A 9,730-nucleotide genomic window follows, 5' to 3' on the forward strand; every position below is an offset into this window, starting at 1 on the left:
TGCTATCGTCCGCTTCTTTATTGTGTGGGACCCCTGATGCTTTTTTCCTTGATTTCCTTTACCATCAGTTCCTGGGATATGGCTATAATATGATCCTGCGGAGGTGAGACTGGAGCTGGATACAGCCGATGAACCTCTTGAGGTGATGGAAGAGAGTGAGGAAGTGGGATTGGGTTCTGAGAAAATCTCTATCATAGAATCGATGCTAGCCAGCTGGTGTGACAAGGGTGGCTACAGAGACAGTACGGTGAATATGCCGATGCTTTCTGTTAAGTTGGGCATTCCTCGCAATGAATTGAGTATGTATTTCGAAAATTGTCTGAAGAGCAGTTTCAGAATCTGGCTCAGCGATATCCGTTTCAAGGAGGCGCAGCGTATGCTGCTGGAAGAATGCAGGTACAGCAATGATACCATTTCTTCAGAATGCGGCTTCTCATCCCACGCTCATCTCTATAAGATTTTCAAGGCTAAGACGGGATTTACACCAGGACAATGGAGAGACTCTGTTCGGAAAAACCGGTTCCCTGATGTGGATGGATTATAAAAACTATCTTGAGGAGTATGACAACAAGCATTTTCCTGTCTTGGATGCCTATATGTAGCAGTTCTCTTTTATTTTTTCGGATAAAAGATTTGTTAGTACGATACTTTTTTTGTAATTTTGCACCGCAAAATATATAAAACACAATGAAAATAGGATTTGACAACGAGAAGTATCTGAAGATTCAGTCCGAACATATCAAGGAGAGAATCTCACAGTTTGATGGAAAGCTTTATCTCGAATTGGGAGGTAAGCTTTTCGATGACCATCACGCCAGCCGCGTTTTGCCAGGTTTCCAGCCTGATAGTAGCTGCGCATGTTTCAGAAGATTAGCGATAGCATCGAGATTGTTATCGTGATCAGTGCTGCCGATATTGAGAAGAACAAGAAGCGTGCCGATCTGGGTATCACTTACGATGAGGATGTGCTTCGCCTGCGTGGTGAATTCCAAAACCGTGGTTTTATGGTGGGTTCTGTTGTTATTACTCATTTTAATGGTCAGCCTGCAGCCATCGCCTTCAAGCAGCGCTTGGAGCGTGAGGGCATCAAGACTTACTGCCATTATCTCATCGAGGGTTATCCTCACGATGTAGATCTCATAGCTTCTGATGAGGGTTTCGGCAAGAATGATTATGTAGAGACTGAGCGTCCGCTGGTGATTGTTACTGCTCCGGGTCCTGGTAGCGGTAAGATGGCTGTCTGCCTGAGCCAGCTTTATAACGAGAACAAGCGTGGTGTGCGTGCAGGCTATGCTAAGTTCGAGACATTCCCTGTATGGAATCTCCCATTGAAGCATCCGGTGAACATCGCTTACGAGGCTGCTACTGCCGATCTTAACGATGTGAACATGATCGACCCATTCCATCTGGAAGCATACAACAAGATTGCCATCAATTACAACCGTGACGTAGAGATTTATCCAGTGCTCAATGCCCTGTTCGAGGGTATCTACGGAAGCAATCCTTATAAGTCACCTACCGATATGGGTGTGAATATGGTGGGCTTCTGCATCTCTGATGATGAGGTTTGCTGCGAGGCTTCGAAGAACGAGATTATCCGCCGTTATTATGCGGCTACCAACAAGTTGGCGGCTGGTGCGTGCAACGAGGAGGAGATCAGCAAGATTCAGCTGCTTTTCAAGCAGGCTAAGATTACTACGGATTATCGCAAGGTGACTGTAGCGGCTAAGGATCATAAGAAGGAGACAGGCCATACTTCTGCTGCGATTGAATTGGAGGATGGTACGATTATCTGCGGTCACAGCAGCGAGTTGCTGGGTTGTAGCGCGGCATTGATCTTGAATGTAACCAAGCATCTGGCTGGCATCGACCACGAGTTGAAGTTGATTCCTCAGTCGATGATTGAGCCTATCCAGCATACCAAGATTAATTATCTCGGCGGTCATAATCCTCGTCTTCATACCGATGAGGTTCTTGTAGCCTCTCTGTTCTCTCAGAGAATGATGATAACTGCAAGAAAGCTTTGGAGCAGTTGCCTAAGCTCCGTGGCTGCCAGGCTCATTGCACCGTGATGCTGAGTGATGTAGATCAGAAGATTTTCAAGAAGCTCGGAGTGGATATCACCTGCGAGCCGGTGTTGAAGAAGTAAATTCGAATTAAATTCTATAGAAGAAGTAGATTCGAATTATATAAAATACCCCCGAAAGGGTATAGTTAATCGTAAAGTTTGATTGATTATACCTTTTCGGGGGTAATTTTTATCTTTCCACAGGCATTCCGAGCTTTGTCCAGTTGAGGATTCCCCCTTCCATATCATAGACCTTAAAGCCTTGCTTCTTCATTTTCAGGCATGCACCATGGCTCCGCTTTCCGCTTCTGCAATAGATGTAGTAGGTGCGGGATTTATCCAGCTGCTTGATGCCGGCATCGAAAGCCTCGGGGTTGAGGTAATCCAATTGGTGGGCGCCAGCCAGATGACCTTCTGCGTATTCTTTGGAAGTGCGGACATCGAGAAGGAAGCTGGTGGTATCTGCCTTAGCCTGGTTGATAAAGGCTTGAGGAGCCAAAATGGTGATGCCGTCAGATGGGGCAGTTTTTGCTGCTGAGGCCGATTTGCCTGCCTGTGCTGAGCAGCCGGTGGTTGACAAGCCAACAGCTGCTAAAAGTGATAAGAGTATTTTCTTCATTTCTTGTTTTGTTTATACTATTCTTGCTTTTTTGTTTTTTTTCTCGTTTGTTCTGCTCGGCAGAAACAATTGTAGGAAGGATTTATCTTAATGCCATGACTCTGCTGAGAATCAGTTTCTTATATTCTTTCTTCATGCCATCAGGCAGGAAAGAGGCATCTATCAGATCGAGCCATTTCACGATTGAGCGACGGAACTTCTTGGCGATGTTGTTGATAACTTTCTCGCTGAGTCCTGATGCAGTCATCACCTTGATGAAATCTGATTTCAGAATCTTTCTTTTTCTTCCATTTAGTGTCAGGGCGAGTTCCTCGGTATCTTCCGGCATCACTATCTTCGTGCAGAGCAGGTCGTAGGCTGGGGTTAATCCATAGCCCAGTTTCCTGTTGTTGTAGAGCGAGAAGTTCTTGAGGTGCATGTCGGCGTTGCCGGTAATCCATGAGAAGATAACTACCTCCCAATAGTTCACGAGATCGAGCTGTGAGAAGGATGAATACTTCTTGATGAGCTTGGCTACCTGCTCGTAGGAACCTTTGTATTTGTATTCGGTAAGGCGCTCTGACAGCTGGCACATATCCTCCATTGGTACTTTGGTGCCATCATCCAGTCGGTCAATTCTTCGGGTGATGTAACAGAGTTCGCCATCGGCAAAGCGAATCAGACCATGCGGAACCACGGCGATTTTGGCGGCTTCGGCAAGATGCATCGTGAGGTCTTCTATTTCTGGAAGACAGCGATAGCGGTCGGTCTGGGGCTTGAGGATGTATTTTCCCCAGAGTCCTACAATGGTGAAGCGGGATGGTTCGTTCTTTCCGCCTGGGTTCACATCGAGCGAGAGCTTTGCCTGTACACCGGTGAGGGTGGTCTGGGCACGCACTACCTGTTTAGCCAGGTTGCCTATTTCCTTCCTGACATAGGGTAGGACAGGAGCTTCCTTGGTGCCGAAGAGTTTTCGGGCACAAGCAGGATGGTAATCTACCTGCCCTGGCTTGAGCGGTTTATAGCAATATAGACATTTCTCCATCATTCTTTCTCCTTTTTAGTTTTGGGGTGAAGCGTTTGTTCCTTCTGATGTTGGTTCTTCGACCGGGATGACGCTGACGGCTCCGATGCAATCCTTGCAGCATGCAAGTAGGAGCGACATTCTATCCCGCTGGTTGATTTTCCAACTGCTTTCTGCGATATTCAGCAGCCATCCTTCGGGTATCAGTCCATCGAAGAAGGGAAACAGTACGGTGTCGTGGTAGGGCTCGTCGGATAACGGGAGCGTCAGGCTCACGGCTTCTGCACCATCCGATGCCAGATAATCAGCATCGTAGGCAAAGGTGAAGCCCGTTTCATCTTCCGTCAGCAGGCCTACGTATTGGTTGTAGAGATAAATCTTTCCTTGTTTCATAAAATTCTGTTTTTATTCTTTTTTGATAGGAACGGGACCTATTTCCTGGCCGAAGAGAAGGAGAACCTGATTAACTTTGTCCAGTCTTAATGTTTCCTTTCCCTGTTCCAGTTCTCTTACGAATCGGAGACCTACGCCCGATTTCGCAGCCAGATCCACCTGTGTCAATCCGAATTGCTTGCGCATTTCCTTGACGTATGATGATAATGTATTGCTCATATTTTATTTCTTTTATACCCTTTCGGGTAAAATCCTATTATTAATGATATTATATTATACCCTTTCGGTGGCAAATATACGAATAAAAATGAAAATACCCCCGAAAAGGTATAATTTATAATATCATTTAACAAATTATACCTTTTCGGGGGTAGAAAAGCGAAATATATCCTTTGGGAAATAAAAAAGCGTAACGAATACCTTTACCGGTAATCATTACGCTTTCATTATTATCTAGAAAACTTTATTTTCCGAGATTATTCTTTTTCTCGTTCAGTTCTGCCTGCTTACGCATCATCTCTTCCTGCTGCTGGCGCTGCAATTCCTGGAGGGCCTGCATTCTTGCCATGAGGCCGCTTGCCTTCTTAGGGTTGTTCTTGTTCTCCTGGTAGCGCTTCTCCAGAATGGCGAGGAGCTTCTCGTCGTTGGTGGTCTTGCGCAAGGTCCACATGATTGCGGCACTGAAGAACAATGAGATGAAGTAGTAGAAGTTCAAACCTGCTGAGTAGTCATTGAACATGAAGAAGAACATCAATGGCATGAGATACATCATCCACTGCATCATCTTCATCTGCTCTGCCTGCTGACCTACCATCTGGTCACGCTGCTGGCGCATCGTCATCCATGAGTACAACAGGTTGGCTACGCAGAAGAGAATACAGGTCAAACTCAAGTGGTCGCCAATCAACCAGATGTTGGTGTTCCACTCGAAGATTGGGTCGAAGGTGCTCAAGTCGTTCATCCACAAGAACTTCTCACCACGAAGCTGGATGGCATTAGGCACGAAGTTGAACATCGCAACCCAAACCGGCATCTGAATCAGCATTGGCAAGCAACCAGACAGTGGACTAACACCATACTTGGCATATTCTGCCATCATCGCCTGCTGCTTCTGCATCTGATCCTCAGGCTTGTTAAACTGAGCTGTAGCAGCCTCGAGCTTTGGCTTCAGCACACGCATCTTGGCAGAACTCATATAGCTCTTCTTTACCATAGGGTAGGTGATGAGCTTGAGGAGCAATGTGATGAGAATCAATACGATACCCATTGGGAATACCTTGCTCAACCAGTCGAACACGTAGAGTGTGAAGAAACGGTTGATCCAGCGGATGATAGGCCATCCCAGATAAACGAGCTTCTGGAACTCCAGGTCCTTGCCGAAGGTGCTCTCCTTCTCAGTATTCTTCAGAATCTGGAAGTCGTTAGGACCGAAGTAGAACTCAAACTCAGACGCCTTCTTGCCGGTTGGGTCGAAGGCTGTCTTCATCTTAGCCTGGAACTGCTTCAGGTAGCCCGAACCCTTCTCCTGAGGAATAGAGGTCATGAAGGCATCCTTGTCGAAGTTGTCCTTAGCTACAATAATAGCTGAGAAGAACTGGTTCTTGAAAGATACCCAGTCGATAGTCTCTTCAATTTTCTCGTCGATTTTCTCGCTGCCCTCGTTCAGGTGGTCGGTGCCGCCCTCTGCCTTATGATAGGTGAGGGTGGTGTAGCGGTTCTCGAACATGAATCCACGTTCCTGCTGGCGCGCCTTGTCGCTCCAGTCGATACTCATCTTGTTGCAGCTAGGTGAGAACAGTCCTGCCATACCTTCTGCCTGCAGGCTCATGTGGAGCATATAGTCGTCGCCGAGGGTATAGGTCATGCTGAGGGTCTTGCCTGGGGCAGCCACTGCAGTCATGGTGACAGACTTGTCGGTCACGTTGGATGGTGTGAAATAGAGATCGCTGGTGATGATGTTGGCCTCCTTTGCCTCGAGCATGAACTTGAGGCTCTGGTCGTTGCCGTCGAAGAGAGTTACGTCCTTCTGGTCGGCAGAACCATCTTTCACCTTGAGGTTGTGACCCACGTATCCCTTGATGACTGCCTTCTCGACAGTACCACCCTTGGTGTTGAGAGTCAGCTCAACCTTCTCATTTTTCAAAACTACTTTCTGAGCCTGACCCTTCAGCGCCGAATAGAAGAGGGCTGTAGAGTCTGCCTCAATTTAGCCTTAGCATCCGCCTGGCGCTTAACAGCGGCAGTCTTGCTGGCTTTTTCCATCTCGGCGTGCTTCGCCTTGGCGATGGAGTCCTGAACGAATGCCGCTCTCTGCTCTTCGGCTGATGGCTGGTTGTACCAGCTAAAGCCTATCAGCACTACGGCAATCAGGAGGAAACCGATAATGTTGTTCTTATTCATTATTATTTTTATTGTTTTATTTTCTCTGAGGAGACAGCAAATGCTGTGCCATTCTGCTGCCTAAAGCCAGCCTGCGCTATTTCTTGTTAGCGATGGCTGTCTTTACAAAGTCAACAAACAATGGGTGTGGCTTCAATACCGTGCTCTGGTACTCTGGATGATATTGTGTTCCGATGTACCACTTCAAGCCCGGGATTTCAACTACCTCTACCAGGTCGCTTTCCGGATTGCGGCCTACGCACATCATGCCGTGCTTCTCGAATTCTTTCTGGAACTCGTTGTTGAACTCATAGCGGTGGCGGTGGCGCTCCTGGATATGCTCCTTCTTATAGATGTTGAACACGCGACTGCCCTGTTTCAGCACGCACTCGTAGGCGCCGAGTCGCATGGTTCCACCCATGTTTGATATGTTCTTCTGCTCCTCCATGATGTCGATGACATTATGTGGAGTCTTCTCATCCATCTCACGCGAGTTGGCATCCTTGTAGCCCAATACGTTGCGGGCGAACTCGATGACGATCATCTGCATACCCAGGCAGATGCCGAAGGTAGGGATGTCGTGGGTGCGGGTATAGTGGGCAGCGATGATCTTGCCCTCGATGCCGCGCTGGCCGAATCCTGGACAGATGACGATGCCGTCCTGCCCCTTCAGCTGCTCAGCCACGTTCTCTTCTGTGAGATATTCTGAGTTGATGAATGTAATGTTCACCTTGTGGTCGTTGTAGGTGCCGGCATGCGAGAGGCTCTCGCGGATGCTCTTGTAGGCATCCTGCAGGTCGTACTTTCCTACGAGACCGATGTTTACCACCTCGGTAGCCTTGTTTCTGCGGTCGAGGAAGGTTCTCCAAGGACCCAGCGCAGGCTTCTCTCCGATAGGCTCGCCCATCTTGCGGAGGATGGCGGTGTCGAGGCCCTGGTTCTGCATGTTTACAGGTACCTCGTAGATACTAGGAAGGTCTTCGCTCTGAATCACGCAGTCGAGATCTACGTTACAGAAGCTTGCCACCTTCTTCAGGATTCCCTCTTCGAGATGCTTCTCGGTGCGGAGAATCAGAACATCTGGCTGAATACCTACGCTCTGCAGTTCCTTCACGGAGTGCTGGGTAGGCTTTGTCTTCAACTCGCCTGCAGCCTTCAGATAAGGCACATAGGTGAGGTGCACATTGACGGCGTTCTTGCCCAGCTCCCATTTCAGCTGTCGGATAGCTTCCATGTATGGGGCACTCTCGATGTCGCCGATGGTTCCGCCAATTTCGGTAATCACGAAGTCATAGTGATACTTCTTGCCGAGCAGCTTCACGTTGCGCTTGATCTCGTCGGTGATGTGAGGCACCACCTGGATGGTTTTGCCGAGATAATCGCCGCGACGTTCCTTGTCAATGACTGCCTTGTAGATACGACCAGTGGTGAGAGAATTCGCTTTCGTAGTCTGAATACCGGTGAATCGCTCGTAGTGTCCGAGGTCGAGGTCGGTCTCCATACCATCTACCGTTACGTAGCACTCACCATGCTCGTACGGGTTCAGTGTACCCGGGTCGATGTTGATGTATGGGTCAAACTTTTGGATAGTAATGTTGTAGCCTCTTGCTTGAAGAAGTTTACCGATGGATGAAGATATGATTCCTTTACCCAAAGAAGAAACCACACCACCGGTAACGAAGATGTACTTTGTATCAGCCACGATGTTTATAATTTAAATTAGAATTATTTGGGTGCAAAGTTACTATAAAATTATGAATTAGCCAAAATATTTGTAAAGAATGGCGTTGAATTTAGAATTATTTTGTTACCTTTGTGCCCAAATTAGTATATGAAGGAATGAAAATAAGATTTGGATTACTCATTTTAGCTTTGCTTGCGGGTGCTGTGACGGCAGATGCCCAACGTTCCCGCAGGCATAATGTGGTGGTGAAAACTCCATCGATAGTGAAAAGTTATGTGGACTCGCTGGCTCACATCAGGGAGCGTATCGACTCTACTGAGATGTCTTCGGATGACTCCCGATATGCCATGCTCTTCACCCCACTCACGTATTATCGTTCACCTGCCAATCAGTTCCTGCGCCTCCGTCCTGAGGGAGGGGTAGGTGATTCGCTTGGCGTGATGCTCGATAAGACGCTGATGGACGTCTATCTCAACCGTCCAGACCTGGTGAAGACTACGCAGCGACATCTGGAAGAGGTGGGCGCTCCAATCGTGGCGGATACAAAGGCCAAGAAGCCGAAGCGCGACATTATAGAAGAGGTGGCACCTAAGGTCTTCGAACCGGAAACAGCGCCATCGGATATCGTGATCTTCAAACCTAACTTCTGGACTTTCGGCGGAGATTACTATCTGCAGTTCCTGCAAAACTATGTATCTGACAACTGGTACAAGGGTGGTGAGAGCAACTACTCTCTGCTGGGACGTGTAACGATGATGGCGAATTACAACAACAAGCAGAAGGTGAAGTGGGAGAACAAACTGGAAATGCGATTGGGTTACCAGACTTCCAAGGGAGACTCGGTGCATTCGCTCAAGACATCCGACGACTTGATCCGATACACCAGTAAATTAGGTCTTCAGGCATCCAGGAAATGGTATTATACCATCCAGATGGTGGCACAGACGCAGTTTGCCCATGGTTACAAGAGTAATGACAAGAAGGTTTATTCCGATTTCTTCTCACCATTCAATCTGAACCTCTCTGTCGGTATGGATTATTCGGTGGATTGGCTCAACCACAGGTTGAAGGGTAGTGCCCATCTGGCTCCTTTGGCGTTCAACTGGAAGTATGTGGGCCGTGAGGATCTTGCCACAAGATATGGTTTGAAGGAGGGACAGCATGGTATGACCGATTACGGTTCTGAGTGTACCTTCGATCTGTCTTGGCAGGTGATGGAGAACCTGAAGTGGAAGACCCGTCTCTGGGCATATACTACTTACAAGCGTGCAGAGATAGAATGGGAAAATACGATTACCTTCCAGTTCAATCGTTATATTTCATCGAATATCTTCCTCTATCCTCGTTTCGATGATGGAGCAAAGCGTAAGGATGATCAGAGCTATTGGCAGTTCAAGGAGTTCATGTCTATCGGATTCTCTTACTCTTTCTAGAAAAGTTCGCCCCGCACGCCCTGTGACGGTTTGCCCCACACGCCCTGAAAGGGCAGAAGCTCCCAGCCCAGGGCAACACCCTGGGTTAAAAGCCGCAATCAACAATGCCGCCCTGTAAGGGCAAAAGCTTTAAAAATATTAAGAAAGCTTT

General features: G+C 47.8%; 7 protein-coding genes and 2 pseudogenes. 3 read left to right on the forward strand and 6 right to left on the reverse strand.

The window, feature by feature from the left end; all coding sequences use genetic code 11:
* The first annotated feature begins 103 nt into the window (after positions 1 to 103).
* Together DW830_RS14410 and DW830_RS14415 are read left to right on the forward strand one after the other, a co-directional pair.
* A complete protein-coding gene (locus DW830_RS14410; RefSeq protein ID WP_233544566.1) occupies positions 104 to 544 on the forward strand; it encodes a helix-turn-helix domain-containing protein in 441 nt (146 codons plus the stop codon).
* Between the two features lie 143 nt (positions 545 to 687).
* A pseudogene (locus DW830_RS14415) lies at positions 688 to 2,149 on the forward strand (DUF1846 domain-containing protein).
* Between the two features lie 109 nt (positions 2,150 to 2,258).
* On the opposite strand, the gene DW830_RS14420 reads toward DW830_RS14415, so the two are convergent.
* From DW830_RS14420 to DW830_RS14445, 6 genes and pseudogenes are all read right to left on the reverse strand, one after another.
* The gene (locus DW830_RS14420; RefSeq protein ID WP_119250371.1) at positions 2,259 to 2,687 is read right to left on the reverse strand and encodes a rhodanese-like domain-containing protein; all 429 of its coding nucleotides are present in this window, start codon (positions 2,685 to 2,687) and stop codon (positions 2,259 to 2,261) included.
* Between the two features lie 82 nt (positions 2,688 to 2,769).
* A complete protein-coding gene (locus DW830_RS14425; protein WP_119250372.1) occupies positions 2,770 to 3,711 on the reverse strand; it encodes a HipA domain-containing protein in 942 nt (313 codons plus the stop codon).
* A gap of 15 nt (positions 3,712 to 3,726) precedes the next feature.
* Positions 3,727 to 4,083 (reverse strand): HipA N-terminal domain-containing protein, encoded by a 357-nt coding sequence (locus DW830_RS14430; RefSeq protein WP_119250373.1) that lies wholly within the window; start codon positions 4,081 to 4,083, stop codon positions 3,727 to 3,729.
* 12 nt (positions 4,084 to 4,095) lie between these two features.
* Entirely contained in the window at positions 4,096 to 4,302 is a 207-nt protein-coding gene (locus DW830_RS14435; protein ID WP_022111675.1) for a helix-turn-helix transcriptional regulator, read from the reverse strand.
* Between the two features lie 244 nt (positions 4,303 to 4,546).
* Positions 4,547 to 6,483: pseudogene (gene yidC, locus DW830_RS14440) on the reverse strand (membrane protein insertase YidC).
* 76 nt (positions 6,484 to 6,559) lie between these two features.
* Positions 6,560 to 8,164, reverse strand: a complete 1,605-nt coding sequence (locus tag DW830_RS14445; RefSeq protein ID WP_119250374.1) for a CTP synthase — start codon at positions 8,162 to 8,164, stop codon at positions 6,560 to 6,562.
* 137 nt (positions 8,165 to 8,301) lie between these two features.
* Here DW830_RS14445 and DW830_RS14450 point away from each other — a divergent pair, with 137 nt between their 5' ends.
* Entirely contained in the window at positions 8,302 to 9,579 is a 1,278-nt protein-coding gene (locus DW830_RS14450; protein ID WP_119250375.1) for a DUF3078 domain-containing protein, read from the forward strand.
* Positions 9,580 to 9,730 lie beyond the last annotated feature (151 nt).

Source organism: Prevotella sp. AM34-19LB (genome assembly GCF_003468525.1).
Lineage (GTDB): Bacteria > Bacteroidota > Bacteroidia > Bacteroidales > Bacteroidaceae > Prevotella.